Origin of the sequence: Rhodococcus sp. NPDC127593 (genome assembly GCF_042671975.1) — a bacterium.
GTDB lineage: Bacteria > Actinomycetota > Actinomycetes > Mycobacteriales > Mycobacteriaceae > Rhodococcus_F.
Genome location: NZ_JBHXWI010000007.1, coordinates 1 through 26,036, shown reverse-complemented (window position 1 = coordinate 26,036; position 26,036 = coordinate 1). Strand labels below are relative to the sequence as shown.

At 68.1% G+C, this 26,036-nt stretch carries 26 protein-coding genes; 15 read left to right on the top strand and 11 right to left on the bottom strand.

Going from position 1 to position 26,036, the window contains the following annotated elements:
* Positions 1 to 3 precede the first annotated feature (3 nt).
* The gene (gene glgA, locus ACFVJ3_RS07950; protein WP_378451551.1) at positions 4 to 1,173 is read right to left on the bottom strand and encodes a glycogen synthase; all 1,170 of its coding nucleotides are present in this window, start codon (positions 1,171 to 1,173) and stop codon (positions 4 to 6) included.
* A gap of 121 nt (positions 1,174 to 1,294) precedes the next feature.
* Between glgA and glgC the strand changes: the two genes are divergently transcribed.
* Positions 1,295 to 2,509 (top strand): glucose-1-phosphate adenylyltransferase, encoded by a 1,215-nt coding sequence (gene glgC, locus ACFVJ3_RS07945; protein WP_283332887.1) that lies wholly within the window; start codon positions 1,295 to 1,297, stop codon positions 2,507 to 2,509.
* A 24-nt stretch (positions 2,510 to 2,533) separates the two neighbouring features.
* Here glgC and ACFVJ3_RS07940 read toward each other — a convergent pair whose 3' ends face one another.
* On the bottom strand, positions 2,534 to 3,172 hold the full coding sequence (locus ACFVJ3_RS07940) for an O-methyltransferase (RefSeq protein ID WP_378451550.1): 639 nt from the start codon (positions 3,170 to 3,172) through the stop codon (positions 2,534 to 2,536).
* Between the two features lie 283 nt (positions 3,173 to 3,455).
* Between ACFVJ3_RS07940 and sigE the strand changes: the two genes are divergently transcribed.
* The 4 genes from sigE (at position 3,456) to tatB (ending at position 6,580) form a co-directional block, all read left to right on the top strand.
* A complete protein-coding gene (gene sigE / locus ACFVJ3_RS07935; RefSeq protein WP_378451549.1) occupies positions 3,456 to 4,088 on the top strand; it encodes an RNA polymerase sigma factor SigE in 633 nt (210 codons plus the stop codon).
* Between the two features lie 16 nt (positions 4,089 to 4,104).
* On the top strand, positions 4,105 to 4,467 hold the full coding sequence (locus ACFVJ3_RS07930; protein ID WP_378451548.1) for an RNA polymerase subunit sigma-70: 363 nt from the start codon (positions 4,105 to 4,107) through the stop codon (positions 4,465 to 4,467).
* Between the two features lie 94 nt (positions 4,468 to 4,561).
* Positions 4,562 to 6,085 carry a S1C family serine protease gene (locus ACFVJ3_RS07925; protein WP_378451547.1) on the top strand — a complete coding sequence of 508 codons (1,524 nt, stop codon included), beginning with the start codon at positions 4,562 to 4,564 and terminating at the stop codon, positions 6,083 to 6,085.
* A gap of 69 nt (positions 6,086 to 6,154) precedes the next feature.
* Positions 6,155 to 6,580, top strand: a complete 426-nt coding sequence (gene tatB / locus ACFVJ3_RS07920; protein ID WP_378451546.1) for a Sec-independent protein translocase protein TatB — start codon at positions 6,155 to 6,157, stop codon at positions 6,578 to 6,580.
* 66 nt (positions 6,581 to 6,646) lie between these two features.
* Here the strand turns inward: tatB and ACFVJ3_RS07915 are convergent, their stop codons facing one another.
* From ACFVJ3_RS07915 to ACFVJ3_RS07895, 5 genes are all read right to left on the bottom strand, one after another.
* Positions 6,647 to 7,783: an Mrp/NBP35 family ATP-binding protein gene (locus ACFVJ3_RS07915; RefSeq protein WP_378451545.1), complete on the bottom strand. Its 1,137-nt coding sequence runs from the start codon at positions 7,781 to 7,783 to the stop codon at positions 6,647 to 6,649.
* Positions 7,784 to 7,806: 23 nt separating this feature from the next.
* Complete coding sequence (locus ACFVJ3_RS07910; protein WP_378451544.1) at positions 7,807 to 8,682, bottom strand: lytic transglycosylase domain-containing protein; 876 nt, start codon at positions 8,680 to 8,682, stop codon at positions 7,807 to 7,809.
* Positions 8,683 to 8,971: 289 nt separating this feature from the next.
* The gene (locus ACFVJ3_RS07905) at positions 8,972 to 10,153 is read right to left on the bottom strand and encodes a lytic transglycosylase domain-containing protein (RefSeq protein ID WP_378451543.1); all 1,182 of its coding nucleotides are present in this window, start codon (positions 10,151 to 10,153) and stop codon (positions 8,972 to 8,974) included.
* A gap of 116 nt (positions 10,154 to 10,269) precedes the next feature.
* Positions 10,270 to 10,791: a DUF1003 domain-containing protein gene (locus ACFVJ3_RS07900; protein ID WP_378451542.1), complete on the bottom strand. Its 522-nt coding sequence runs from the start codon at positions 10,789 to 10,791 to the stop codon at positions 10,270 to 10,272.
* The gene (locus ACFVJ3_RS07895) at positions 10,788 to 12,059 is read right to left on the bottom strand and encodes a magnesium transporter MgtE N-terminal domain-containing protein (RefSeq protein WP_378451541.1); all 1,272 of its coding nucleotides are present in this window, start codon (positions 12,057 to 12,059) and stop codon (positions 10,788 to 10,790) included. The genes ACFVJ3_RS07900 and ACFVJ3_RS07895 overlap by 4 nt, the downstream gene beginning before the upstream one ends.
* 71 nt (positions 12,060 to 12,130) lie before the next feature.
* Here ACFVJ3_RS07895 and ACFVJ3_RS07890 point away from each other — a divergent pair, with 71 nt between their 5' ends.
* From ACFVJ3_RS07890 to ACFVJ3_RS07865, 6 genes are all read left to right on the top strand, one after another.
* Entirely contained in the window at positions 12,131 to 13,093 is a 963-nt protein-coding gene (locus tag ACFVJ3_RS07890; protein WP_378451540.1) for an HpcH/HpaI aldolase/citrate lyase family protein, read from the top strand.
* Between the two features lie 67 nt (positions 13,094 to 13,160).
* A complete protein-coding gene (locus ACFVJ3_RS07885; protein WP_005239275.1) occupies positions 13,161 to 13,652 on the top strand; it encodes a general stress protein in 492 nt (163 codons plus the stop codon).
* Positions 13,653 to 13,884: 232 nt separating this feature from the next.
* A complete protein-coding gene (locus tag ACFVJ3_RS07880) occupies positions 13,885 to 15,267 on the top strand; it encodes an ABC transporter substrate-binding protein (protein WP_378451729.1) in 1,383 nt (460 codons plus the stop codon).
* Positions 15,264 to 16,211 (top strand): carbohydrate ABC transporter permease, encoded by a 948-nt coding sequence (locus ACFVJ3_RS07875; RefSeq protein ID WP_378451539.1) that lies wholly within the window; start codon positions 15,264 to 15,266, stop codon positions 16,209 to 16,211. The genes ACFVJ3_RS07880 and ACFVJ3_RS07875 overlap by 4 nt, the downstream gene beginning before the upstream one ends.
* A gap of 2 nt (positions 16,212 to 16,213) precedes the next feature.
* Positions 16,214 to 17,050 (top strand): carbohydrate ABC transporter permease, encoded by an 837-nt coding sequence (locus ACFVJ3_RS07870; RefSeq protein WP_005239292.1) that lies wholly within the window; start codon positions 16,214 to 16,216, stop codon positions 17,048 to 17,050.
* A gap of 4 nt (positions 17,051 to 17,054) precedes the next feature.
* Positions 17,055 to 18,224: an ABC transporter ATP-binding protein gene (locus ACFVJ3_RS07865; RefSeq protein WP_378451538.1), complete on the top strand. Its 1,170-nt coding sequence runs from the start codon at positions 17,055 to 17,057 to the stop codon at positions 18,222 to 18,224.
* Here ACFVJ3_RS07865 and ACFVJ3_RS07860 read toward each other — a convergent pair.
* Positions 18,214 to 19,734 (bottom strand): MFS transporter, encoded by a 1,521-nt coding sequence (locus tag ACFVJ3_RS07860; RefSeq protein WP_378451537.1) that lies wholly within the window; start codon positions 19,732 to 19,734, stop codon positions 18,214 to 18,216. The genes ACFVJ3_RS07865 and ACFVJ3_RS07860 overlap by 11 nt on opposite strands.
* A 75-nt stretch (positions 19,735 to 19,809) precedes the next feature.
* On the opposite strand from ACFVJ3_RS07860, the gene ACFVJ3_RS07855 reads away from it, so the two are divergent.
* Positions 19,810 to 20,916, top strand: a complete 1,107-nt coding sequence (locus tag ACFVJ3_RS07855; protein ID WP_378451536.1) for a winged helix DNA-binding domain-containing protein — start codon at positions 19,810 to 19,812, stop codon at positions 20,914 to 20,916.
* Here ACFVJ3_RS07855 and ACFVJ3_RS07850 read toward each other — a convergent pair.
* Together ACFVJ3_RS07850 and ACFVJ3_RS07845 are read right to left on the bottom strand one after the other, a co-directional pair.
* On the bottom strand, positions 20,906 to 21,772 hold the full coding sequence (locus ACFVJ3_RS07850; RefSeq protein WP_005264657.1) for a hypothetical protein: 867 nt from the start codon (positions 21,770 to 21,772) through the stop codon (positions 20,906 to 20,908). The genes ACFVJ3_RS07855 and ACFVJ3_RS07850 overlap by 11 nt on opposite strands.
* A complete protein-coding gene (locus ACFVJ3_RS07845) occupies positions 21,762 to 22,457 on the bottom strand; it encodes a metallophosphoesterase (RefSeq protein WP_185728757.1) in 696 nt (231 codons plus the stop codon). Before ACFVJ3_RS07845 ends, ACFVJ3_RS07850 begins: the two co-directional genes overlap by 11 nt.
* A gap of 65 nt (positions 22,458 to 22,522) precedes the next feature.
* Between ACFVJ3_RS07845 and ACFVJ3_RS07840 the strand changes: the two genes are divergently transcribed.
* The gene (locus tag ACFVJ3_RS07840; protein WP_378451535.1) at positions 22,523 to 23,110 is read left to right on the top strand and encodes a suppressor of fused domain protein; all 588 of its coding nucleotides are present in this window, start codon (positions 22,523 to 22,525) and stop codon (positions 23,108 to 23,110) included.
* Here the strand turns inward: ACFVJ3_RS07840 and corA are convergent.
* Positions 23,107 to 24,198: a magnesium/cobalt transporter CorA gene (gene corA / locus ACFVJ3_RS07835; RefSeq protein WP_378451534.1), complete on the bottom strand. Its 1,092-nt coding sequence runs from the start codon at positions 24,196 to 24,198 to the stop codon at positions 23,107 to 23,109. The two genes, ACFVJ3_RS07840 and corA, sit on opposite strands and share 4 nt — an antisense overlap.
* 146 nt (positions 24,199 to 24,344) lie before the next feature.
* Here corA and ACFVJ3_RS07830 point away from each other — a divergent pair, with 146 nt between their 5' ends.
* On the top strand, positions 24,345 to 25,199 hold the full coding sequence (locus ACFVJ3_RS07830; RefSeq protein ID WP_378451533.1) for a PHP domain-containing protein: 855 nt from the start codon (positions 24,345 to 24,347) through the stop codon (positions 25,197 to 25,199).
* Positions 25,196 to 25,555, top strand: coding sequence for a hypothetical protein (locus ACFVJ3_RS07825; protein WP_378451532.1), 360 nt, complete (start codon positions 25,196 to 25,198; stop codon positions 25,553 to 25,555). Before ACFVJ3_RS07830 ends, ACFVJ3_RS07825 begins: the two co-directional genes overlap by 4 nt.
* The last annotated feature ends 481 nt before the right edge of the window (positions 25,556 to 26,036 follow it).

Here is a 26,036-nt window from a genome sequence, read left to right as displayed (position 1 = left end):
CGCTCAGCGCCGGGACAGTGCGTCCTGGTAGACGTCGAGGGTCTGCTGCGCGATGGCCGCCCAGGAGAATTCGGCGATCGCCCGCGCCCGTCCGGCCTTGCCCATCGCCTGGGCGGTGCCGACGTCGGCCGCGATTGCGTTGACCGTCTCGGCCAGCGCCTGTTCGAAGGCCTCGGGCTCGTACGAGTTGTAGTGCACCAGACGGCCGGTGACACCGTCCTCCACCACCTCCGGGATACCGCCGACGTCGGACGCCACGACCGCGGTCTCGCAGGCCATGGCCTCGAGGTTGACGATCCCCAGCGGCTCGTACACGGACGGGCACACGAAGACGGTTGCGGCCGACAGGATCTCCCGCACCTGGTCGGTGGGGAGCATTTCCCGCACCCAGAACACGTTGCCCCGGTGCGCCGCGAGCGCGGCGACGGCCTGCTCGGTCTCGGCGGCGATCTCGGGGGTGTCGGGGGCTCCCGCGCACAGCACCAACTGGATCTCGGGCGCGAAGTGGTGTGCTGCGGCGATCAGATGACCGACGCCCTTCTGCCGCGTGATACGGCCGACGAACGCCACCATCGGCTGGTCCGGGTCGACGCCGATCTTCGCGAGGGCGGAGTCTCTCGGACCTGCGGGCCCTGCGTGCCAGACCGACGTGTCGATCCCGTTGCGCACCACGTGGACCCGGTGCGGGTCGACGAACGGATACGCGTCGAGGACGTCGAGTCGCATCCCGGCGCTCACGGCGATCACCGCGTCGGCGTGCTCCACGGCGTTGCGCTCGGACCACGAGGAGATGCGGTAGCCGCCGCCCAGCTGCTCCGCCTTCCACGGCCTCCGCGGTTCGAGGGAGTGGGCGGTGAGGACGTGGGGCACGTCGTACAACGCGGACGCCAGATGGCCCGCCAGGCCGGTGTACCAGGTGTGGGAGTGCACGACGTCGGCACCGGTCGCGGCGTCCGCCATGCGCAGTTCGGCGGACAGCGTCGCGAGTGCCGGATTTGCTCCGGCCAGCGCGGGATCGGGGGTGTGCACGACCGCTCCGACGCGCGGAGCGCCCATACAGTGCACGTCCACCTCACACAGCTGCTTCAACTGAGCAACCAGTTCGGTGACGTGTACACCCGCACCGCCATAGATCTCCGGTGGGTATTCCTTGGTCATCATCGCCACCCGCACCGGCCTAACGTAACCGTCCGGGCCGCTTCGGGCCACCGCTCTCGGACACATTCAGGTATCGGAGAAACGGTGACTCGGCGCTTCGCTGGCGGGGGGAGTGGCCGCCCGATAGGTTGACAGGGTGAGGAGCCAGCCACATGTGCTTGGAATCGTGCTCGCCGGCGGCGAGGGCAAACGTCTCTATCCGCTCACCGCGGATCGGGCGAAGCCCGCTGTGCCTTTCGGAGGCGCCTACCGGTTGATCGATTTCGTGCTCAGCAATTTGGTCAATGCGGGATACCTCCGCCTGTGTGTTCTGACGCAGTACAAGTCGCACTCGTTGGACCGCCACATCTCTCAGACGTGGCGACTGTCCGGGTTCGCGGGTGAATACATCACTCCCGTTCCCGCGCAGCAACGTCTGGGCCCGCGCTGGTACACCGGTAGTGCGGACGCGATCCTGCAGTCGCTGAACCTCGTCTACGACGAGGATCCCGAGTACATCGTCGTGTTCGGTGCCGACCATGTGTACCGGATGGACCCGGAGCAGATGGTGCAGCACCACATCGAGTCGGGCGCCGGAGTGACGGTGGCCGGGATCCGGGTGCCGCGCAGCGAGGCGTTCGCGTTCGGCTGTATCGACAGCGACGAGTCGGGCCGCATCGTCCAGTTCCTCGAGAAACCGGCGCATCCGCCGGGAACCCCGGACGACCCCAACATGACGTTCGCGTCGATGGGTAACTACGTGTTCACCACCAAGGTGCTGGTCGACGCGATCCGGGCCGACTCCGAGAACTCCGACTCCGACCACGACATGGGCGGCGACATCATCCCCGCGCTCGTCGAGGCGGGCGAGGCGTCCGTGTACGACTTCAAGGACAACATCGTCCCCGGCGCCACCGACCGCGACCGGGGCTACTGGCGCGACGTGGGAACGCTCGACGCGTTCTACGACGCCCACATGGATCTCGTGTCGGTCCATCCGATCTTCAACCTCTACAACCGTCGGTGGCCGATCCGCGGTGAGACGGAGAACCTCGCGCCCGCCAAGTTCGTGCAGGGCGGCCTCGCGCAGGAGTCCGTGGTCGGGGCCGGGTGCATCCTGTCGGCGGCCACGGTGCGCAACTCCGTGCTCAGCTCCAACGTGATGATCGACAGCGGCGCGACGGTGGAGGGCAGCGTCCTCATGCCCGGTGTGCGCATCGGCAAGGGTGCCGTCGTGCGCCGCGCGATTCTCGACAAGAACGTGGTCGTCGGCGACGGCGAGATCATCGGCGTCGACCTCGAGCGCGACAAGCAACGCTTCGCCGTCAGCAACGGCGGCGTCGTCGCCATCGGCAAGGGCGTCTGGATCTAGCGGGAGGGCCCCGGAACGGGGCTCTCAGAGCTTGGACGCGCAGAGCAGGCCGTCGCCGATCGGCAGGAACACGCGGATCAGCTTGTCGTCCTCGGCGAGCGCCTTCGCGGCCTCGCGAACGGCGACGGTCGCCGCGTCACGCTGGCTCGGGTCGACGACCCGTCCGCCGTGCAGGGCGTTGTGCAGCACGATCGCGCCGCCCGGCCGCAGCAGGCGAACCCCTTCGCGGACGTAGTGCGGGTGATCGACCGGTGCGCTGTCGACGAACACCAGGTCGTATGCCCCGTCGGCGAGCCGCGGCAGGACGTCGAGCGCCCGGCCGTTGATCAGCCGCGTCCGGGCGGGTGCGATGTCGTTGGTCCGAAACGACAGCTTGGCGGCCCGCTGGTGCTCGGGTTCACTGTCGATTGTGGTGAGCACGCCGTCCTCGCGCATGCCCCGGAGCAGCCACAAACTGCTCACACCCGCGCCGGTTCCGACCTCGACGACCGTCTTGGCGTCCAGCATGCGGGCAAACAGGGCGAGAGCAGCACCGACCGCAGGAGGTACCGGTCCGGCACCGAGGTCGTCCGCCCGCTCCCTGGCCGCACCGAGGGCCTCGTCTTCACGGACAGCCCCTTCTGCGTGGGTGAGTATCCGTTCGGCGTTTGTCTGCACGCACATGAGGCTATCGGGGTCTCGTCATCGCCGCTGCGAGGCGCGCTCGACAACAGTGCCGCGACCTGCCCGGCCGCGATTCTCAGGAATACCTCAGCTTGCTCACACCGCACACATATCGCGGTGGGAAAGAGTATGTCCAACGCCAGATCCGAAGACCGCCCGGCGGGGAGATCACGACGACGGAGGAAAGTCCGAGAGCCTGGGAACAAATCCTGGCCCTCGGGAGTTGACGCCTATACCACGTCCAGTGATCTGCGGTCCTGAGTAGGAGGATCCACTTAACTCGATGAGCAACAACACGATGGCTCCAGACGAGAAGAACACCGACGAGCAGCTGTCGGACGCCGAGCTGACGGGCACGGCTGTATTCGATGCCACAGGCGAGAAGTCCGCAATGCCGTCCTGGGACGAACTCGTCCGCGAGCACGGCGACCGCGTCTACCGACTGGCCTACCGGCTGTCGGGCGATGCGCAGGACGCCGAGGACCTCACTCAGGACACATTCATCCGCGTGTTCCGTTCCCTGTCCGACTACCAGCCCGGCACGTTCGAGGGCTGGCTGCACCGCATCACCACCAACCTCTTCCTCGACATGGTCCGCCGTCGTAACCGCATCCGCATGGAAGCGCTCCCGGAGGACTATGATCGTGTCCCGGCCGACGGGCCGAACCCCGAGGAGATCTACCACGACGCCCGCCTGGACGCAGATCTGCAGGCAGCGCTCGACTCGTTGGCCCCGGAGTTTCGCGCCGCGGTCGTGCTGTGTGACATCGAAGGACTGTCCTACGAGGAGATCGGTGCCACACTGGGTGTCAAGCTCGGAACCGTGCGTAGCCGCATCCACCGCGGCAGGCAGGCTCTGCGTGAGCATCTGGCTGTGAACGGAAAGGTTGACTCCGATCAGATCGGCGTCGGGTAGTTACCAGGAGGGACGAATGACGCAGGGGCGTGTACCTCGCCAGTTTGGCTCCACCGAACACCTGGCGAGTGAGGCGATCGCCGCCTACGTCGACGGTGAACTCCGCATGTCCGCTTATCTGCGCGCCGCCCACCACCTGTCGATCTGCGCGGAATGCGCGTTCGAGGTGGACTCCCAGCAGCAGGCCCGGCGGGCGTTGCGCCGCAGCGGCGACGTCGCCATGCCGTCCGGCCTCCTCGGTCTGCTGAGCCAGATCCCCAGTTGCAACCAGGGCGATCCCGCCGACAAGTCCCCGTTCGACTCCCACACCCCGGATTCGCCGTTCACGAGCGCGTACTCGATCACGAGCCGGATCTGGTCCCGGCGCCGGCGCCGTTGAGCGCATCCGGACCGACGACGGCGGTGTCCGCGCTCAGCGAGGCATCGGTGATACTGGGGCGCGTGACTGACGCACACGAGGGGGACACGACAGCGTGACGGCGGATTACAAGACTCCGGGTTCCGATACGACGGCATCCGACGGTCCCGTGGCGGACGAGTCGGGCACGCTCCGCCCGGCAGACGCCCCACGGCTCGATCCGAGGCCCGTCTACCGGCCGCAGATCGACGCAGCGTCCAGCCGCGCGTTCGGAAGACCCGGTGGCGTCACCGGTTCCTTCGCCCCGTCGGATGCCCGGCGTGAGAGCGAGCCTTCGGTGAAGGTCGGTGCCCCCGACCCCGTGCTGGCGGAGGCGTTCGGCCGGCCGGACGGTGAGGTCGACACCATTCAGCGTGATCCCCACCGGAAGCCCGCGGCCCCGGCGGTCGAGGCACCGCCCGCCGACCCGTGGCGTGACCCCGACGCGGGCGTCGAGCTCGGCTCACCGGCGTTGCACGCCGAAGAACATTCCCGCCCGCCCGCCCCCGCGCTCAGTGCCCGCGAGGTCCTGTTCGGCGGCAAGGTGGCGCCGAAGGCGCTCGCCGTGCTCGGCGGAATCGCACTCGCGATCGGTCTGGTCGGCGGCCTCCTCGCCGCCGTGATCACCGCCGATCGCAGCTCGCTCACCAGCCAGAGCGTCACCCTCGTCCAGGGCGGCGGCGAGGAAGACCTCGGACAGTCGCCCGTCGCGCAGGTCGCGGACGCCGTGCTGCCCGCCGTCGTGTCCATCCAGGTGGCGGTCGGCGACCAGGGCAGTACCGGTTCCGGTGTCGTCATCGACGGCGCCGGCTACATCGTCACCAACAATCACGTCATCTCCGCCGCGGCCACCGCCCCCGACGGCGGCAAGATCCAGGTGATCTTCTCGGACGGGACCAAGGCCGAGGCCCAGATCGTCGGTCGCGACATCAAGACCGACCTGGCCGTACTCAAGGTTGCCGCCGACAATCTGACGGTCGCGGAACTCGGCAAGTCCGGCGACGTGCAGGTCGGCGAGGACGTCGTCGCCGTTGGATCGCCCCTCGGGCTCAGCAAGACCGTCACCCGTGGAATCGTCAGCGCCCTGCACCGTCCGATGCGACTGTCCGGCGAGGGTTCCGACACCAACGCCGTCATCGACGCCGTCCAGACCGACGCCGCCATCAACCACGGCAACTCGGGCGGCGCGCTCGTCGACGACACCGGCCGGGTGATCGGCATCAACACCGCCATGCTCAGTGAGTCCGGCGGCTCGGTGGGCCTCGGCTTCGCGATTCCCATCGACGACGTCACCGCGGTCGCTCAGACCCTCATCCGGGACGGCCGGATGCACCACCCGGACATCGGCGTCAACGCCCGCACCGTCGTCAACGACAACACCAGCGGCGCCCAGGTGGCCAATGTCCGTTTGGACAGCCCGGCCGCGCGCGCAGGGATCGTCGAGAACGATGTGATCGTCAAGGTCGGCGACCGCACGGTCACCAGCGCCGATGAACTGGTCGTCGCCGTCAACCTGCAGAAGATCGGCGAGCCCGTCCGGGTTCAGCTGATCCGCGAGGGCCGACTCGTCGATGTCGACGTGACCCCGGCCTCCGACTGACTCGAGAGGTTGCTGTGAGATCGCTCCGCCACCTGGGCACACACCCTCACCGCACAGTAGGCTGACCACGTGTTCGGCAACATTGGTTGGGGCGAGTTCATGGTCCTCCTCGTCGCGGCTCTGGTCATCTTGGGACCCGAGCGGCTTCCGGGTGCGGTCAGCTGGGTAACGAAATCACTGAGGCAGGTCCGCGAGTATGCGAGCGGCGCCAGCCAGCAACTCAAGGACGAGCTCGGTCCGGAGTTCGAGGATCTGCGTAAGCCGCTGTCGGACCTCAATCAGCTGCGGGGCATGACTCCGCGCGCCGTCATCACCAAGCACCTGCTCGACGGTGACGATTCGATTCTCACCGGCAATTTCGACAAGCCGAATCCGGTGTCGTTCGACAAGTCGGGAACGAAGGCCGTGAGCGCCGATCCGTCGACGCCCACTTCTCCGCAGAACAAGCCGCTCGCGGCAGGCGAGCGCCCCCCGATCGACCTCGACGCAACATAGGCCCTCCGGGCCCGTGCGCCTTTCTGGTTGCTGGAACAACCAGAAAGGCGCACGGGTGCGAAGCGCCTAGAGGTGGCGGGTGGTGTCGATCCCCAGCGACATTCCGGCGAGTCCCCGCTTGCGGACGGCCAGCTTGTCCGCGATGTCGCGGAGTGCCGTCGCGGCAGGCGAATCCGGGTGGCCGAGGACGATGGGAACGCCGCCGTCGCCGCTTTCACGGACCGCCTGCTCGAGCGGGATCTGTCCCAGCAGCGGCACCTTCGCGCCCACAGCCTTCGTGAGGCGGTCGGCGACGGCCTGCCCGCCGCCGGACCCGAAGATGTCCATCCGGCTGCCGTCGGGCATGTCCATCCAGGACATGTTCTCGACGACTCCGACGATGCGTTGACGGGTCTGCAGTGCGATGGCGCCCGCGCGCTCGGCCACCTCGGCGGCCGCCTGCTGCGGGGTGGTGACGACGAGGATCTCCGCACCGGGGATCAGCTGCGCGACGGAGATGGCGACGTCGCCGGTGCCGGGCGGCAGATCGAGCAGCAGTACGTCGAGGTCGCCCCAGAAGACGTCGGCGAGGAACTGCTGCAGCGCGCGGTGCAGCATCGGTCCACGCCACACGACCGGGGTGTTGCCCTGGGTGAACTGGGCGATGGAGATCATCTTCACGTCGTGCGCGACGGGCGGCATGATCATGCGTTCCACCTGCGTGGGCTTGGCGTCGGTGCCGAGCATGCGGGGAACGGAGTGTCCGTAGATGTCGGCGTCGAGAACGCCCACCGACAGTCCGCGGGCGGCGAGTGCGGCGGCCAGGTTGACGGTGACACTGGACTTGCCGACGCCGCCCTTGCCGGACGCGACCGCGTAGACGCGGGTCAGGGAACCCGGCTGGGCGAACGGGATGACGGGCTCGGCCGAGTCTCCGCGCAACGACTTGCGGAGTTCGGTGCGCTGCTCGTCGCTCATCACGTCGAGTTCGACGCGGATCGCACCGACACCGGGGACGTCGGCCACGGCCTTGGTGACACGGTCGCTGATCTCGGTCCGCATCGGGCAGCCCGCGGTGGTCAGGTAGATCGCGATGTCGACGCTGTCGTCGGCCGCGATGTCGACGCTCTTGACCATCCCGAGTTCGGTGATCGGTTTCCGGATCTCGGGATCCTGGACGCGCGCCAGGGCGCTACGGACAGCGGACTCGCTCAGGACTGACATGACTCAATGGTAGGGATGTGCGCTCAGTGGATGCGCGGCAGGTCCGTGGCCGCCGGGATGATTCCGCTGGAGTAGCCGGCGGACCATGCGAGGACGTTGGCCACGTAGGCGGCGGAGTTGTTGTAGCGGTGCACGGCCTTGGCGGCCTGAATCGGATCCTTGACATTCAATCCGCCGTCACACAGGTACTTTCCGGTGGTCAGCGCGGAGTCGAAGAGGTTCTGCGGATCGGCGACGCCGTCGCCGTTGCCGTCGCCCGCGTAGCGATTCCACGTCTCGGGCAGGAATTGGGTCGGTCCGACGGCGCGGTCGTAGTTGGCGTCGCCGTCCAGCTTGCCGCCGTCGGTGTCTCGGATGACCGCGTTGCCGCCGAGGCTGCCGTCCAGGACGGGGCCGAGGACGGGCTTGAGCATGTTGCCCTTGTCGTCCGCCTTGCCGTCGTAGGCGTGGGTGGACTCGACGCGGCCGATTCCGGCGATGAGCGTCCAGTACATGCCGCAACCCGGCTGTTCGACCGCGAGCACGCGCTCGGCGTTCTGGTACGCCGCGACGCTGATGGCCGGGATGCCGAGCGCGCCCTGGGCGATGCTCGCCGGGAGGGGCGGGGTCGCCTGGACAGGTGCGAGTGCCGGCGGAGCGGGCGCCTCGGCGGCGGGTGCGGCTTCGGCGGCGGTCTCGGCCGCGGGGGTGACGGCTTCCGCGGCCTCGGGTGCGGTGTCGGTCGCCTCCTGGGCGACGTCGGCGACCTCCGACGAGGAGCTCGTGGAGAGGAAGGGAACCTTGGGTGTGGCGCCGGCCGTGTTGGCTGCGGTGATCAGTCCGATGGGGACGAGTCCGGTAAGCGCGATGACCGAATTGCGGCGGATATGGGAATCCGTCTTCTTGTTGTGCCGACCCACTCGATTGCCTCCTGCGACCCCCGTCTCGGGGTGTTCCGTTCAACTGACCGGATCGAGGCTACCTGATTCGATATGTTTCCGTTATCCAACCGTGATCAAACGGGCTTGTATCGCACGGTTCCGTTACTCCGAAGGCACGTCAGCGAGGGTAACGAACACGGCAAGGTCACGCCACGACGCGCAGGGGACGGGTGTCGGACGGACCGCGCCCGTCGCTTCGTCAGGGATCCGGCGCCCGAACACGCCGTCGCGCGCCCGCAAGCAGAGCGCGCGGCGGAGGCGGGAGTGTTTACCGGGGAACGGCGTCGGCCGGAGGGGCGCCCGGGTCGGGCTCGACCGGGTCGGGTGCGGCGGATGCCGGAGCCCCGGGGTCGGCGGGCGGGCAGAAGATCAGACAGGGCAGCTGCGGCAGCGGCGGGAGCCCCGGAATCGGCGGGGCCGGAGCGGGCGTCGTGGGACTGGCCGCACCGTCCGTGGACGGCTGCGGGGTGGTCGCGAGATCGCGTGGAAGGTCCGATTCGGCCGCGGCGGCGTCGGCGAGACGTCCGGGCGACGGCGAGGCCGACTCCGACAGCTGGCCCGGCGTCGGAGTTCCACCGTTCTTGTAGGCGTTCGACCAGGTGATGACGTTGGCGGCGTACGCAGCAGAGTTGTTGTACCGCAGGACCGCGCGGGTCTCCTGGAGCGGATCGCGGAGATCGAGACCACCCGAGCAGAGGTACCGGGCGGCCGCCAGCGTCGCGTCGAACGCGTTGTTCGGATCGGCGACGCCGTCCGCGTTGCCGTCGGACGCGTACTTGGCCCACGTGGACGGAATGAACTGCATCGGTCCGACGGCGCGATCGTGCCCGGGGTCGCCGTCAGTGGCGCCGCGGTCGGTGTCTCGAATGACTTCGTTGCCCGCCAGCCGGCCGTCGAGAACGGGACCCAGGATCGGGGTGAGCGTGGTGCCGACCGAGTCGGTCCGGCCGCCGCCGGCGTGACCCGATTCTATGCGTCCGATACCGGCCAGCAGGTGCCACGGCAGACCGCACTTCGGGGACTCCGCCATCATCTCGAGTTCCGCGGATCGGTACGCGTTGAGCACGATCTCCGGGATGCCCAGAGCGCTCAGGATCACCGGTGCGGCGATGAGCCCGGTGCCGGACGGCGACGTCGGCGATGTCGGCGATGTCGGCGATGTGGGGTTTGTCACCGCGGGCAGCGGCGCGGGCGGTGGGGGAGCGGCCCTCTGGGACCGCGCGACCCGGGGTGTGGGCGCCACGATTCCCGACGGCGGGAAGTACGCGGCCTGCGGCGTGGTTCCCGACGTGATCGACGCTGCTGCGAGCGTCGTCGATCCCGACGTGGAGGCGAAGGCGGAAGAGTCCACGGACGCGCCGCTCACAGCAGAACCGCCGGTCGAGGACCCGAGGGTGGCGACTGCGCCCACTGTCAGGGCAGTCACCGTCAACAGTCCACGTATCCGCACTCGATCACCCCCTGCGGTGCTCTTCCTTTTCGCACACCGCATACATCCGAGAAGATGTGACTGACGTTACATATACGTGATCGACCCTGCCGCAGTTTGCGGGGATTCGCCGACCCTCACTTGCGCCGGGTACGGGTGTCTTCCTCGTCACCCAGCAGCGACTTGATCTCGTCGAGCTCGCGCCGCAGGTAGTCGCGGGTGGCCACCTCACCGACCGCGATCCGCAGCGCTGCCAGTTCCCGAGCGAGGAACTCGGTATCCGCCTTCGTCTGCTCGGCGCGCGAGCGGTCCTCCTCGAGGGAGACGCGGTCGCGGTTCTCCTGGCGGTTCTGCGCCAGCAGGATCAGCGGCGCCGCATAGGCGGCCTGGGTGGAGAACGCCAGGTTGAGCAGGATGAACGGGTACGGGTCCCACTGCAATCGGACGGCGAAGACGTTGATGATGATCCAGATGATCACGATCACCGTTTGGATCATCAGGTAGCGGCCCGTGCCGAGGAAGCGGGCGAAGTTCTCGCTGGCCCGCCCGACGGCCTCTACGTCGTACGTGACCCGGAAGCGGCGGTTGCCCCGCGGGGTGTCGAGGCGCTGTCGGTCGGACAGGCTCCGGGCGGCTGCGCTGGGTGACTTCTCGCTCATCCGTCGATCTCCTCTTCACGCCAGTCCTCGGGGAGGAGGTGGTCCAGGACATCATCGACGGTGACCGCCCCGATCAGATGGTCCTCGGCGTCGACCACCGGCCCGCACACCAGGTTGTAGGTGGCGAAGTAGCGGGTCACCGACGTCAGGGAATCCTCGGGTGCCAGCCGCGGCATGTCGGTGTCGAGCAATCCGCCGACCAGGCTTGCGGGCGGCTCGCGCAGCAGCTTCTGCAGGTGTACGCAGCCGAGGTAGCGGCCCGTCGGCGTCGCGGTCGGTGGGCGGACGACGAACACCATGCTCGCGAGAGCGGGGGTGACGTCCGAGATCCGGGCGCGGGCCAGGGCCTCGGCGACAGTCGTCGACGCGGTGAGGACCACCGGCTCCGGAGTCATCAGACCGCCCGCGGTGTCGGGGGAGTGCTCGAGCAGGCGGCGGACCGGCTCGGAGTCCTGTGGGTCCATCAACTGCAGCAGCGATTCGGCCTCGGTCGCGGGAAGCTCGCCGAGGAGGTCGGCGGCGTCGTCGGGGTCCATGGCCTCGAGGACGTCCGCGGCGCGCTCGACCTCGAGGTGCATGAGCAGGTCCGTCTGGTCGTCGGAGGGCAGTTCCTGGACGACGTCGGCGAGGCGTTCGTCGTCGAGTGCGAGGGCGAGTTCGTGGCGGCGTTTCTCCGGCAGTAGCCGCATCGCGTTCGCGACGTCGGCCGCCCGCATGCCCTCGAACTGCGTGAGCAGTGCCGAGACGCCCTGGCCGGGCATTGCCAGGTCGGTCTGCGTGAGGCCCTGGACGTGCTGCCACTCGACGACGTGCATGGTGGCGCGGCGACCGAGCCGGCCGCGGTGCCCGCGCACCGCGACCTTCGACACCACCCAGTCCCGGGTGCGGGTCTGCTCGATGCCCAGATCGACGACGATGATGTCGGCGTCCCGCAGCTCCTCGAGTTCCGGGTCGTCCACGCGCACGTGGGAATCCGCCACCTGGGCGAGGGCGAGCACCTCGCCGGGCCGCTGCTGGAATCGGCGCAGACTGACGTTGCCGGTGGTGAGTGTCACCGAGCTCGGTTCGATGGCGGTGACGCGGAGCATCGGGACGAAGATGCGTTTGCGCGTGAACAATTCGATGACCAGTCCGAGGACGCGCGGCTGCTGCCGACCGACGCGCGCGGTGATCACCACGTCCCGGACGCGGCCGATCGACTCCCCGTCGGGGCCGAGCACCACCAGGCCGGCCAGCCTGGCTGCAAAAACCTTGTTCGCAGCTGCCATGATTGCCAGGCTAGATCCTTGTACAGAAATACAGGGAATCGAACACCTGCGAAAGTGGAGGATCGTCCGTCATGAGTTCCGTCTACAGGCCACGGCGATCGGTGCTCGCCGTTCCGGGCAGCAACCGCAAGATGATCGACAAGGCGAAGGGGCTGCCCGCCGACGAGATCTTCCTCGACCTCGAGGACGCGGTGGCACCGCTCGCCAAGCAGGAAGCGCGCGGCACCATCGCCGAGGCGCTCGCCGAGGACGGGTGGGGCGACCAGATCAAAGTGGTGCGGGTCAACGACTGGACCACCGAGTGGACGTACGCCGACGTCGTCGAGGTCGTGGGACGCGCGGGCGCCCACCTCGACGCGATCCTGCTGCCGAAAGTGCCGGACGCCAGCCATGTTCAGGCCCTCGACCTGCTGCTGACCCAGATAGAGAAGGCTAACGGGCTCGAGGTCGGCCGGATCGGCATCGAGCCGCAGATCGAGAATGCGATCGGGCTCACCAACATCGACGCCATCGCGACGGCCAGCCCCCGCGTGCAGACCCTGGTGTTCGGTCCCGCCGACTTCATGGCGAGCATCAACATGCGCACGCTGGTCGTCGGGGAGCAGCCGGACGGCTACGACCGCGGCGACGCCTACCACCACATCCTGATGACCATCCTCATGGCCGCCCGCGCGCACGGGGTGCAGGCCATCGACGGTCCCTACCTCCAGATCCGCGACGTGGAGGCGTTCCGTCGGTCGGCGCAGCGCACGGCCGCGCTCGGCTTCGACGGCAAATGGGTGCTGCATCCCACCCAGATCGAGGCGGCGAACGACGTGTTCAGCCCCCGCCAGGACGATTACGACCGGGCCGAACTGATCCTGGACGCCTACGAGTTCCACACCTCCGCGGCCGGCGGCGGTCGCGGTGCGGTCATGCTCGGCGACGAGATGATCGACGAGGCGAGTCGCAAGATGGCGCTCGTGATCTCCGCCAAGGGTCGCGCCGCGGGTATGAAACGGACCACCGAGTTCGTGCGACCTGACGAGAAATAGCCTCAGCAGGCAGAATGGTTCTCACAGGACCGATCCTGAGAGAACCACACGAGGAGACCAGCTGACGATGACGAATCCACTCGGACAGTCCAATGGGGCGCGGCGTGGGGCTCTGCCGGAACCCCCCACGGGCTGGCCCATCGGTTCGTATCCCACCTATGCGGAGGCGCAGCGCGCCGTCGACTACCTCTCCGATCAGGAATTCTCGGTGGAGGACGTCACCATCGTGGGTGTCAACCTCATGCAGGTCGAGCGCGTGCTGGGCCGCCTGACCTGGGCGAAAGTGATTGGCGGGGGCATTGTTTCGGGCGCCTGGCTCGGCGTGTTCTTCGGTTTGCTGCTGGGCATCGTGACGGGCGGTTTCCTGGCGCCGCTCGTCGTCGGCATCGTCGGCGGCATCATCTTCGGGCTGATCTCCACGACGATCCCGTACGCGGCGACGCGCGGGACCCGGGACTTCGCGTCGACGATGCAGCTGGTCGCCGGGCGGTACGACGTGCTGTGCGAGCCGAAGTCGGCGGAGAAGGCCAGGGACATGCTGGCCAAACTGGCGCTCTGATCGGCGCTCCCGCCTCGACCTGCGGGTTGCGGTCGGGTCACGGATTGCGTCCTATTCGCGACGTTCGCGGCGATTTCACCCAGTTCGCCGACGATGTCGGATAGGTTTACGGCGCAATGCGTGGGCCCAGGCCCTCGCCGAAACCGTGACCTGTCGGTGGAGTGCGCGTTCCGGCAGGAACAAATGTGCGGGCCCGCGTGCCCAGCCGTACCGCGACTGGATCCGTGAGGGGCTGCTCGAGGAGGCGGCTGTGCTGCATCGCACCAAGCCCGGACGCTCACTGAAGTGGGGACTGATCGGTGCCGCCACCGTCCTCACCGTTCCCCTGCTGGCTGCATGCGGGTCGTCCGAAGAGGGCATCGTCCTCAGCTTCTACACGGCTGCCGACGGGGCCGAACAGTACGCGGAGGCTGCGGCCAACTGCACGGCCGCGGCCGGCGGCCGGTACACCGTGGAGCAACGCACGCTGCCGAAGGGCGCGGACGATCAGCGGCTCCAGCTGGCCCGCCGGCTCACCGGAAACGACACGTCGCTCGACATCATGACGCTCGACGTGGTGTGGACCGCCGAGTTCGCCGAGGCCGGCTGGGCGGTGCCGCTCCCACCCGGCATCGCGGCGGAGGTCAGCGAGGGCACGCTCGAAGGCCCCCTCGAATCCGCGAAGTGGCAGGACCAGCTGTACGCCGCGCCCCTGAACACCAACACCCAGTTGCTCTGGTACCGCAAGGACCTCATGCCGGACGGGCAGCCGCCGCAGACGTGGGATCAGATGATCGACATCGCGGAGGGCCTCGCCGCGGAGGGCAGGCCCAGTTGGATCGGGGTGCAGGGCAAGCAGTACGAGGGCCTGATGGTGTGGTTCAACACCCTGCTCGCGAGCGCGGGCGGGTCCGTCGTCGCCGACGACGGGACCACCGTGACGGTCGCGGACGGCGACGCCGCCCTGCAGGCGCTCGAGGTCATGAAGCGGGTGGCCACCGCGAAGGGTGCCGACCCGTCGGTTTCTCAGGGCGACGAGGCGTCGTCCCGGCTCGGGATGGAGAGCGGAAAGGCTGCGTTCGAGGTCAATTGGCCGTTCGTGCTGCCGGGCATGATCGAGAACGCCGAGAAGGGGGACCTGCCGTTCATCGACGAGAAGGGCAACCCGACGTCCGTGGACACGGGCAACACGGTGCTCACCGTCGACGGTCAGCAGAACTTCCTCCCCGCGCCGTACCCGTCGGTGATCCCCGGGCGGCCGGCCGAGGTGACGATCGGCGGATTCAACATCGCGGTCGCGAAGACCAGCCAGCACCCGGACCTGGCGTTCGAGGCGGTGTCGTGTCTGCGGAACGAGGAGAACCAGCGCAACAACGCCGTCAACGGTGGTGTGCCGCCGACGTTGGCGAGCCTGTACGACGATCCGGCGTTCCAGGAGGCGTACCCCGCGTGGCGCGAGGTGCGGGAGAGCCTCGAGACCGCTTCCGTTCGCCCGGTGTCACCGGCGTACCAGAGCATTTCGACCCTGATCACCGCCACGCTGAATCCGGTCGGTGACATCGATCCGCCGCATACCGTCGACGAACTCGCCGAACAGGTACGCAAGGCGGTCAACTCGGAAGGGCTGATCCCGTGACGACCGAAACCGTGCAGGCGGGCCGGGCCGAAGAGCCGAAAGTCGCCTCGAAGAAGCAGATTTCGGAGGGGAAGAAGGCTGAACGCCGACTGGGACTGTGGTTGGTGGCGCCCGCCGCGATCCTCATGATCGCGGTGACGGCCTACCCCGTCGTCTACGCGGTGTGGCTGAGCTTGCAGCGCTACGACCTCCGCTTCCCCGACGACCGCAAATTCGTGGGCCTCGCGAACTACGTGTCGGTGCTGTCGGACGGGTACTGGTGGCAGGCCTTCACGGTGACGGTGAGCATCACGGTCGTGTCGGTGGTGATCGAATTCGTCCTCGGCCTGATCCTGGCACTCGTGATGCACCGGACGCTCGTCGGGAAGGGCATCGTACGGACGGTGGTGCTGATCCCGTACGGCATCGTCACCGTGGCCGCCGCGTACAGCTGGTACTACGCGTGGACGCCGGGGACCGGGTATCTCGCCAACCTGCTGCCCGACGGCAGTGCCCCGCTGACGCAGCAGATTCCGTCGCTGGCGATCATCGTGCTCGCCGAGGTGTGGAAGACGACGCCGTTCATGGCGCTGCTGCTGCTCGCCGGACTGGCCCTCGTCCCCGATGATCTCCTCAAGGCCGCGCAGGTCGACGGCGCCGGGGCGTGGACGCGGCTGGTGCGGATCATCCTGCCGCTGATGAAACCCGCGATCCTCGTGGCGCTGCTGTTCCGCACGCTCGACGCGTTCCGGATCTTCGACAACATCTACGTCCTCACCAAGGGCGCCAACGACACCGGATCGCTGTCGATCCTCGGCTACGACAACCTGTTCAAGGCGTTCAACCTCGGAATCGGCTCGGCGATCAGCGTCCTCATCTTCCTCTGCGTCGCACTGCTCGCGTTCGTGTTCATCAAGCTGTTCGGCGCCTCGGCTCCCGGGTCCGACACGGAAGGAAACCGATAGCCATGGCCGTTGTCGACACACCTCGCCGCAAGATCAGCTGGTCCGTGGTCAACCTGCTCGTCCTGCTCTACGCACTGGTCCCGGTGCTGTGGATCGCCAGCCTGTCGTTCAAACCCGCGGGAACGATCAAGGACGGCAAGTTCATTCCGCAGAAGTGGACCCTCGACAACTACCGCGGAATCTTCCAGACCAACGCGTTCACCAGCGCGCTCATCAATTCCATCGGCATCGGCCTCATCTCCACCGTGATCGCCGTCGTCATCGGCACCATGGCCGCCTACGCCATTGCCCGGCTGGACTTCCCGGGCAAGAAGCTGCTGGTCGGCGTGGCCCTGCTGATCGCGATGTTCCCCCAGATCTCCCTCGTGAGCCCGTTGTTCGACATCGAGCGCAGACTCGGGCTGTTCGACACCTGGGCGGGTCTGATCCTCCCGTACATCACATTCGCGCTCCCGCTGGCCATCTATACGTTGTCCGCCTTCTTCAAGGAGATCCCCTGGGAGCTCGAGAAGGCGGCCAAGATGGACGGCGCCACACCGGCGCAGGCGTTCCGGAAGGTCGTGGCACCGCTGGCGGCGCCGGGCATAGTCACCGCCGCGATCCTGGTCTTCATCTTCTGCTGGAACGACCTGTTGTTCGCGATCTCGCTGACCTCGACGGAACGGTCCATCACCGCGCCTGCCGCGATCGCGAACTTCACCGGCGCTTCCCAGTTCGAGGAGCCGACGGGCTCGATCGCCGCGGCCGCAATGGTGATCACGATCCCGATCATCATCTTCGTGCTGTTCTTCCAACGACGCATCGTGGCCGGTCTGACCTCCGGCGCAGTGAAGGGATAATTCTGTGGCCGAAATCGTGCTCGACAAGGTGACGAAGCTGTACCCGGACGGTGCCAAGGCGGTGAGCGACGTCGACATCACGATCGCCGACGGCGAGTTCATCATTCTGGTCGGACCGTCCGGGTGCGGAAAGTCGACCACTCTCAACATGATCGCCGGTCTGGAGGACATCTCGTCCGGTGAACTGCGCATCGCGGGGGAGCGGGTCAACGAGAAGGCGCCGAAGGACCGCGACATCGCGATGGTGTTCCAGTCGTACGCGCTGTACCCGCACATGACGGTGCGGCAGAACATCGCGTTCCCGCTCACGCTGGCGAAGATGTCGAAGTCGGACATCGCGGCGAAGGTGGACGACGCCGCCAAGGTCCTCGACCTCACCCAGCACCTCGATCGCAAACCGGCCAATCTGTCGGGCGGGCAGCGGCAGCGGGTCGCGATGGGCCGGGCGATCGTCCGCAACCCCAAGGCGTTCCTGATGGACGAGCCGCTGTCGAACCTCGACGCCAAGCTCCGCGTCCAGATGCGCACCGAGATCGCCCGGCTGCAACAGCGACTCGGTACCACCACGGTGTACGTCACGCACGATCAGACCGAGGCGATGACCCTCGGCGATCGGGTGGTGGTGCTGCGGGGCGGTGTGGTCCAGCAGATCGGGGCGCCGCAGGATCTGTACGATCACCCGAACAACCTGTTCGTCGCGGGGTTCATCGGCTCGCCGTCGATGAACTTCTTCCCGGGACAGCTCACCGCCGACGGCGTGACGACGCCGCTCGGCGAGTTCACGCTGCCCCCGGAGACCCGCGACAAGATCGGGTCGTCGAACACGGCGAAGGACGTCGTCGTTGGGATCCGTCCAGAGCACTTCGAGGACGTGGCGCTCGTCGACGAGGGGCAGAGGGCGGCCGGTGCCACGTTCACGGCCAACGTCGAGGTGCTCGAGTCGATGGGTTCGGACAAGTACGCCTATTTCACTGCCGAGGGGCCGCAGGTGACGTCCCGGGAACTCGAGGAGCTCGCCGCCGACTCGGGTACCGCGGTCGCGGGCGGCGGGCAGCTGGTCGCCCGGTTGTCGACCGAATCGTCCGCGGCGCACGGCAGCCCGGTGGAACTGTGGTTCGACCGGGTGAAGATCGCCCTGTTCGATCAGGACTCGGGAGCGAACCTCACCCGCTGACCGTGGTGTGGCGCTCACCCGAACCTCGGGTGTTCGCCCCGCCGAGACCGCCGACCGTGCCCCACTCGGCCGCGAGGGCGGTCGCGTGGACCTCGTCCTCCTCCTCGTCGGACGGGGTGCGGGTGGTGCGCGTGATCCCGAAGAACGGCAGCAGGCCGGCGAGCGCGGCTGCGGTCGCGCCGACGACGAACGCGATCACGTACGCCGATTCGGTCGGGACATCCGTTCCGTCGATGGTGATGCCGGCGAGCAGGGTCGCGAGCAGCGCACTGGCGAACGAACTGCCCACGGACCGGGCGATTGAGTTGATGCTGTTCGCGACGCCGGTCTCGTCCTGCCGGACCTCGGCCACGAGCAGCGACGGCAGCGCCGCGTACGCGAGGCTGATGTAGGTGTTGACCAGCAGGATGGCCGCAACCACCTCCCACGTGCGGTCGTGGGCGAAGACGAACACGACGAAACCGCTGACGCCGACGACACTCGCGGCGATCAGAACGGCACGGGAACCGAAGCGGTGGATCAGCTTTCCGCTCAGGATCGAGGCGAGGACGCCGCTGATCGCGCCCGGCAGCAGGTACACGGTGCTGGCCTCGAGGACGGTGGCCCCGAAGCCGTATCCGGCGACCGCGCGCGGGGTCTGGACGAAGTACGAGCTGCCCAGGAACATCACGAACATCGACATGCCGACCACGAGCGCGGACAAGTGGGTGACGAGGACGGGCGGGTTGGTCAGCAGCCGGGGCGCGACGAGTGGGTCGGTGATCCTGCGTTCGTAGAGGAACCAGCCGATCAGGACCAGGATTCCCGCGATTCCGCTGACGATGGTGACGGGAGACGTCCAGCCCCAGGTGCCGCCCTCGGCGAGCGGCAGCAGGACGAGGACCAGGCCGGCGGCGAGACCGGCCGCACCGATCCAGTCGATGGAACCCGTGCCGACGCGCGGGCGGCGGGGGATCGCGATCCAGGCGAGGACGAGTCCGGCGGCGGTGATGGCCGAGGACAGCCAGAAGATGCGGTGGAAGTCGGCGCCGTCGGACACCAGCACACCGGTGAGGACGATGCCGAAGCATCCGCCGAATCCGAGGGTGCCGGAGAAGATCCCCATCGCCCCGGTCAGCTTCTCGGCGGGGAGTTCGTCACGCAGGACCGCGATGCCGATGGGGAACAGTGCGAACGACACGCCCTGGAGCACGCGGGCGAAGATCAACACCCCCACGGACGTCGACACCGCACCGATCAGGGACCCGAGCAGCACGACCACGAGCACCCCGAGCAGGACGGGCCTTTTGCCGCGGAGATCGGCGAGGCGGCCGAGGACGGGTGTCGCGGTGGCGGCCGCGAGGAGGTTCGCGGTGAGGAGCCAGCCGACGGCGGTGGGGCCGACGTCGAGTTGCGCACCGATGGTCCCGACGATCGGCACCACCAACGTCTGCAGAACGGCGACAATCATCACGACGAAACACATGACGGGCAGGAGAGCCCTGGCTGCGGTTGTCGATCCGGCGGCCATGGGGTCCTCCTGTAGGGGTCGGTGAACGGGCGTAATCAAACACGGTACTGGGGCTAACTAATGAAGGGGTTCACGGTGGGGTCTGAACGCATGTCGAATCGAGCGCTGGGCCGGGCGACACTGGCCAGGCAATGGCTCCTGAGCCGTTCGGACACATCCGCCCTCGACATGATCGAGCACCTCTGCGGACTGCAGGCCCAGGCGCCCGCCCCGCCGTATTTCGCACTGTGGGCGCGGTTGACACGATTCCGCGCCGAGTCGTTGTCGGACCTCGTCGAGAATCGCGCGGTGGTGCGGATCGCCGCGATGCGCGGGACGGTCTTCGCCTTGTCGGCCTCGGACGCGCTCTCGTTCCGTCCGCTCACACAACCGCTGCTCGACCGCGACCTCCACACCAACACGCAGTACCGGTCGAGTCTCGCCGGGATCGACTTCGGCGCCCTCGCCGCCGCGGGCCGCGAACTGGTGCGCGACGAACCGCGCACGCAATCGCAGATGCGGCCCCTGCTCGAGGAGCGGTTCCCCGGCCGCGACGGGGCCGCGCTCGCCCACGGGGTGCGGGGACTGGTCCCGATGGTCCAGGTTCCCCCGCGCGGGCTCTGGGGCAGATCGGGGCAACCGGCGCTGTCGACGCTGGAATCGTGGGTGGGTCGTCCACTGTCCGCGTCGCCGTCCCTCGACACGATGCTGTTGCGCTACCTCGCCGCGTTCGGCCCGGCGAGCGCGCGGGACGCCCAGGCCTGGTCGGGGCTGACCCGGCTCGGGGAGGTCCTGGACCGGCTGCGGCCGGAACTCCGGGTGTTTGCCGGGGAATCGGGATCGGAACTCTTCGACCTTCCCGACGCGCCTCGGCCGGACCCGGGCACCCCCGCCCCCGTCCGGATCCTCGCGCCGTTCGACAACGTGCTGCTTTCGCACGCGGACCGCAGTCGCCTCCTCGACGACGACGTGCGGAAGCAGGTCTTCACCCAGAACGGCATCATCAAACCTGCCGTCCTGGTGAACGGCCGGGTCGCGGCGTTCACCACGACGGTGGTCGAGAAGTCCCGTGCGGTACTCGAAGTGGAGCCGTTGGCGAACATCGCGAAGACGCACCGCACCGCGATCGAGGCGGAGGGCAGGCGACTGCTGAAGTTCGCGCACCCCGACGCGGCCGAGCGTGTCGTGCGGTTCACGGGCTAGCCGGTTTGTGCCTGCGCGGTGCGAGGTGACTGAGCTCGGCGATGATCTCGTCGTTCCAGACATGCTGGCGCACAAGGCGGTAACGCTCGCGCGCCACCCACAGGTAGGCCTCGGCGTCGGTGTGGTCGGGCAGCATCTCCGCGGCCCGCAGCATCCGGACCACCGGCAGGAACTCCTCACCGAACCAGCGCCGGGCCACGGTCTCACGGCTGAGGAATTCGCCCACCTCCTGCATGAGCCTGAAGCCCCAGGCCTCGACGCTCTGGCTGATCTCGGCGTACTCCCAGGGGTCGGTGACGACCACCGCCGCCCGCTGCGGCCCGCTCAACGGCACCCGCGTGAGGAACAGGCGGCGGTGGTCCTTGATGACCAGGTCGCCGCGCTGCGCGATCCCGTCGGGGGAGATCTTGGTCTGGATCTCGGTGACGTAGGCGTCGATCGTGCTCCAGTGCATCGCGTACGCGATGGAGACGCGGTGGTGGCCGTCGCTGACGAAGTGCATGGACCCGATCCGGTACACCTGGATCGGCGGCACCGACTCGCCCCGGCGCTGCGCGGCCGCGAGCCGTTGCCAGCGCTCGCGCACGCGGGTGGACGTCGGCCGGAAGAACCGGTCGAAGTCGCGGGTGCGGTCGACGCTGCCGACGATGGAGTTGACCGGGATCACCTGCAGTCCGAGCGATCGTTCCCCCACCCGGCCGACGGCCGCGACCACCTCGTCGAACGGCAGGATCTCGTTGACGTCGTCCGGTTCGCGGCGCAGCCAGCTGACCAGCCGCGACAACTCGGCGCGACGACGCTGGCGGGTGAAATCGTTCTCCGCGTCGGCGGCGGGGAACCCGGTGTCACGTGCCATGCCGGCGCCTCACGATGGTGGGGTCGGCGCCCGGGGCCAACTCCATCAGGGTGAATCCCACGGTGTTGATCACCGTCGTCGCGCCGAGCGTGCGGTCCTCGGCCGCCCGGCCGTACGGGTGGACGTGCCCGTGAATCATGACTCGGGCCTGCAACCTGCCCGCCAGGTTCTCGAAGCATTCGAACCCCCGGTGCGGCGGATCCTCCTGGTCGCCCACCCCGCGCGGCGGACTGTGCGTAAGCAGCACGTCGACGCCGGACACACCCGAGCGGCGCGCGTGCCACGCACTCGTCAGCGCCAGGTTGCGCGCCCGCCGCCGCTGCTGCCGCTCGGTCCACTGATTGGGGCCGTCGTTGTAGCGGATCGATCCACCCAGACCCGCGATGCGCAGTCCCGCGATCCGCACGATCCGGCCGTCCGCGTTGACCGCGCCGCAGGGGCCCGGCCACGCCGAGGGCAGACCCGCCCGCATCCATCCGACACGTCCCGCTGAGTAGCCGGACAAGTCGGCGTCGTGGTTGCCCGGCACGAAGACACACGGCGCGTCGAGCGCGTCGATCAGGTATTCCAGGTAGTCGAACGGGAGATCGCCCGCACCGAGGATCAGGTCGACGTCCATGGCACGCACCTGCGAACTCCACAGCGACTCGATCGTCTCGTCGGACACTGCGAGTACCGAGACCATGCTCCGACGCTACCGGCTCGCGAGGCCGGAGGACGGGTGAGCGGCTTCGGTGGTTTGATGACTGGGTGACTGACAGCGTTGTGGCCTCCGTTCGCGCGCACCTGCTGGGGCAGATCGGGGGACCGGAGCCGACTGCGGCATCGGTGACGTTCCTGGGCGTCGAGCCGCTGGACGTGCTGCGCTTCGCGCCCGACGACGAGGATCTGGTTCGCTACGTGACCCTGGGGTGCTCCCGGCACCCGATGGGCGACCCCGGCGAACTGGTGGCCGACCGGCTCCGTGGCCCCCGCGCCGAACTGATCCTCACCCTGCGCGGCGGCGCCGGGGTGGCGTCGGGAGTTGCGCGCACACTCGCGGTTCTGGCGGCGGCTCCATCGGTGGAAGGGGTGGTTCTCGTCGAGGACGCGCTGCTCGACCTGGGGGAGCCGCTGTGGAAGGACGCACCGTTCACCGCCGTGCTGCTCGGTGAATCGACCGTCCCCGACCTCCCGCTGCCCGAACCGGCGGAGGCCGTGCGGTTCCTCGCGGTCGTGCCGCTCACCGGCACCGAGGCGGCGTGGGTCCGACTGCGCGGCGCCGGCGCACTGCGCGACGCCTGGACGGAGGCGGGCATCGACGTCCGCGATCCGCACCGCGGTGCCGCGTCCCTCTAGAGCCAGTGATTCCGGCGGAACGTGACGAACAAGCCCACCGCCACCGATGCGATCACGAACACCACGCCGTGATAGCCGTACTGCCAATGTAATTCGGGCATGTTGTCGAAGTTCATGCCGTAGATGCCCGCGATCATCGTCGGCACGGCCGCGATGGCCACCCATGCCGAGATCTTGCGCATGTCGGTGTTCTGCTGCACGGCGATCTTGGCGAGGGCGGCATCGACGAGTGAGCTGAGGACCTCGTCGTATTCGGCGATCCGCTCGGCGACGGTCGTGTGGTGGTCGAGGACGTCGCGGAAGTAGCGGCGGATCTCCTTCGGCACCGGATTGCCCGGTGTTCGCGTCAGCCGCAGGAGCGGATTGGACAGCGGGTTCACCGACTTGCGGAGTTCGACGATCTCCCGCTTGAGGAGGTAGATGTGTTCGACCGCGACGCTGCTGCGCGGACTGAACACCGCCTCCTCCATGCCGTCGACGTCCTCCTCGATGGCCTGGGTGACCTCCAGGTAGGTGTCCACCACGTGGTCCGCGACGGCGTGCAGCACCGCGTACGGGCCCAGGGCGAGCCGCTCCTGGTTCGCCTCCAGCGCATGGCGGACGTTCGCGAGCGGGGAATGGTCACCGTGCCGCACGGTGATGACGAAGTCGGCGCCCACGAACACCATGATTTCGCCGGTCTCGACGATCTCGCTGGCCGTGGCCACCGACTCGTGAGGCACGTAATTGACCGTCCGCAGCACCAGGAACAGGACGTCGTCGTAGCGTTCCAGCTTCGGTCGCTGGTGGGCGTGGACGGCGTCCTCGACCATCAACTCGTGCAGCCCGAACGTTTCGGCCACGCTCTCCATCTGCCCCTCGTCGGGGGCGAGCAACCCGACCCACACGAACCCTTCACCCCGCTTGCGGACCTCGGCCATCGCGGCCTGGTGCGTGTACTTGCCGGGGAGCCTGGTGCCGTCGACGTACACACCGCAGTCCACGATGGCGCGCGCGGTCGGGATGCGGATCCTGGGGCCCGCGTCCTTGTCACCGCTGCGCTGATCCTTGTCGCTGCCGCGCTTGGGGAGTGAGGGCACAGACGGCACGGGCCTCTCCCTTCACCGTCGAGTCGGAAACGCTGCTGGTGAATCGTACGTCAGCACCCGCTCCGGGCCGGCGGCGTCGCACGACACGCCAGGCGTCCGGGCCGCACGCTCGGACCGCGTGCCACGACACCTGACAGACTGGTCTGGTGCTCATCGATCTCCACACCCATTCGACGGCCTCCGACGGAACCGACAGCCCGGCGGACCTGGTGCGTGCCGCGGGGGCGGCAGGACTCGACATCGTGGCGATCACCGATCACGACACGACCGCGGGGTGGGCCGAAGCGGTCGCGGCGTTGCCTGCGGGGCTCGCATTGGTTCGGGGCATGGAGATGTCCTGCGAAGGACGCGGTGAGGACGGACGCCCGGTCGCGGTGCACCTCCTCGCCTACCTGTTCGATCCCGCGCACGCGGCGTTCGCGCGCGAACGGGAACGGTTGCGGAACGAGCGGATCGTGCGAATCCGCGCCATGGCGGAGCTGATGATGGAGGACGGTCTGCCCATCGACGCCGACGAGGTGCTCGCGGAAGCAGGTCCCGCGGCGGGGCGCCCGCACCTGGCGAGGGCCCTGATGCGCGCCGGAGTGGTCGGCAGCGTCGGTGAGGCGTTCGTGGACCTGCTGGCCCCACGCGGCCGGTACTTCGTCGACAAGTCGGACACCCCCCTCGACGACGCCGTGCAGCTGGTGGCGGCGGCCGGGGGAGTGAGCGTCCTCGCCCACGGACGGGCCCGCACGAGGGGACGGCTGCTGTCGCTCGATCACGTCCGCGACCTGGCGGGAGCCGGTTTGCACGGGCTCGAGGTGCATCACCCCGACCATTCGTCGGTCGACGCACGGGTACTGCAGGAACTGGCCGACGAGCTCGGTTTAGCCATCACCGGCTCCTCCGACTATCACGGGACGAACAAGGCCATCCGGCTCGGCGAGTTCACGACGGACGCCGACGAATTCGACACCCTCGTATCGAAAGCATCCGGGGTGCAGGTGGTCTCGGCATGAACACGCACGAGTCCGAGCGGTACGACCCCTACGGTCCCACCGTCCCGAGGAGGGTGACGGCCACCGAACCGCGACGCAGTCCTCTCGTGGTCCGCGCGCTGCGCGCCCTCAGCGGGGCCGTCGCCGCCGGCGTGGTGATCCTCTGCCTCGTCGTCATCGGCTCCGCCTACGTGGGCGGCGGCCGGGGCTTCCCCGGCCCCGGGGCGATCTCCATCACCGCACATGTGGTCGCATCCGTGTTCGTGATCGTGGCGCAGCGGGTTGCGGACCGCCGCGACGGCCTCGTCGCCGTCGTCGCATCCGTGGCCGTCCTCGCGGCGGCGGCGCTTCTGCTGGCTACTCAGTGGTGGGGTTGACGGACGCTCGGCCCGATATGTGAAACCGGCTCTCACAGTGACCCGTCGGTAACTTATTCTCACAGGTAGAGGCCAGAAAACGTGAGACATCTGACTGTCGTGGCAATTTGATTGTGCATCGATATTCGTGCCAGACTTAGCACCACTCCGACGTCGGCGCCACCGCCCTTCGGCGGGGGTTTTATGGCAGTGTTGCCAGGGCTCACCCGCCCGTGCCATGACGCTTCGGAAGTTCTGCGGCCATCGTGATCGCGCACCCCGGAAGCTTCACCCTCAGTTGTCGTTCGTGGAGTAACTGTGAAGATCAGCGCCGATCCTCACGGTTACTTCTCAGTAACCCGGCCCCGAGTGAGCCTGGACTTAGCAGGAGTGTCATCGTGTCCATCGTGTCCGAATCCACCACACCGCAGAAGGTCGAGCTGACCGACGAGGAGATCTTCGCCGGCCACATCGGGGGGAAGCTCTCGGTCGAGACCACGAC